2 protein-coding genes are annotated in these 1,328 nt (G+C 63.6%); one reads left to right on the top strand and one right to left on the bottom strand.

The genetic code is table 11. The features are described from left to right. A partial coding sequence (locus tag DBR30_RS11165; RefSeq protein WP_258224400.1) for a PTS transporter subunit EIIC occupies window positions 1-1,142 on the top strand: 1,142 nt, incomplete at its 5' end. Between the two features lies 1 nt (window position 1,143). Here DBR30_RS11165 and DBR30_RS11160 read toward each other — a convergent pair. Continuing rightward, on the bottom strand, window positions 1,144-1,328 hold a 185-nt coding region (locus DBR30_RS11160), incomplete at its 5' end, for a LysR substrate-binding domain-containing protein (protein WP_258224399.1).

Genomic DNA, 1,328 nt, shown 5'->3' with positions numbered 1-1,328 from the left:
CACTAGCCCCCAACCTGCACGCCGACATGATCTGCGGCCTGCTGGCGGGGCTCACCACCGCCATCATCTACCCCTGGGTACACCAACAAACGCTGCCCCGCTGTCTGCAGATCGCCAGGGGAGAGTTTCCCAGCCTGCTGGTGTCGGCCTTGGCCTGTCTGCTGATTGCCATCCCCCTCTCGCTGCTGTGGCCGCCACTGGAGCGCGGGCTGACCCTGCTCACCTCCGAGCTGCTTACCACGCCGTTTGGCGCCTTCTGCTACGGCACCCTCAACCGCTTGCTGATCCCGCTTGGGCTGCATCAGGTATTGGGCAGCGTCATCGGCCTTGGCGAGAGCAACCTGCAGGCGCTGGCCGCCGCCCAACCCCTTCATGAAGGGTATGTGGCCGGTCTTTACCCCATCATCATGTTCGGCCTGCCGGGCGCCTGTTTTGCAATCTGGCTGCACCGCCAGCGGATGCAGCGGCTGCCACAGGGCGGGCTGCTGCTCACCCTGGCGCTCACTTCGGCACTGGTGGGGATCACAGAGCCCATCGAGTTTCTGTTCGCCTTTACCGCCCCCTGGCTGTTTCTCGCCCACGCCCTGTTGACCGGGCTGTCGCTCGCTGTCTGTAGCGGGCTGGGGATCAAGGTGGGCAGTTACTTCTCCGCCGGCCTGCTGGATCTGGTGCTGAGCTATCAGGCTGGGGAGCACAGCTTCTGGCTCATTCCGGTCGGCATCCTGTTCTTCGTCGCCTACACCCTGCTGTTCTATCAACTGCTGGAGCGCGCGCCCCTCAGCATGCCGAGCAAGCCCATCGCGGTGGAACATCCGCGCCTTGCCAGTGTTGCCCCCTCAGACCCGCAGATGCTGGCGATCCAGTATCTCAAGGTGCTGGGCGGGATGGACAATCTGGTGGCGATGAGCGTCTGTCTCACCCGCCTCAGCCTGCGGGTGCGCGATATTTCACTGGTGGATCAATCCCGCCTGCTAGGCCTGGGTTGCCTCTCCTGGATCCAGCTCAACGACCACCAGCTGGTACTGGTACTGGGCCCCAGTGCCAGCCTGATTGAAGGGCAGATCCGCATGCTGGCGGAGCGCCAGTCAGTCCCACTCGGCCTCAAACCCAATCAGGAGTCGGCCGGCCAGAGCAGCTGGTAACTCAGGCGAACGGCAACCGCTCGGCCACGAAATCCATCAGGGTGCGCAGGGCGGGGGCCAGATGCTCCCGACTCGGATAGATAAGGTAAAACGGATTGACCGGGATAGGATGATCCGGCAACACCTTCTGCAACCGCCCCGCCGCCAAATCCCCTTCACAGACATGGTGGGGCAACAGGGCAATCC

This window comes from Aeromonas sp. HMWF017 (genome assembly GCF_003061465.1).
In the GTDB taxonomy this organism is placed as follows: Bacteria; Pseudomonadota; Gammaproteobacteria; order Enterobacterales; family Aeromonadaceae; genus Aeromonas; species Aeromonas veronii.
Note: the sequence above shows the minus strand (reverse complement) of the source record. Positions and strands in the feature narration are given on the sequence as shown.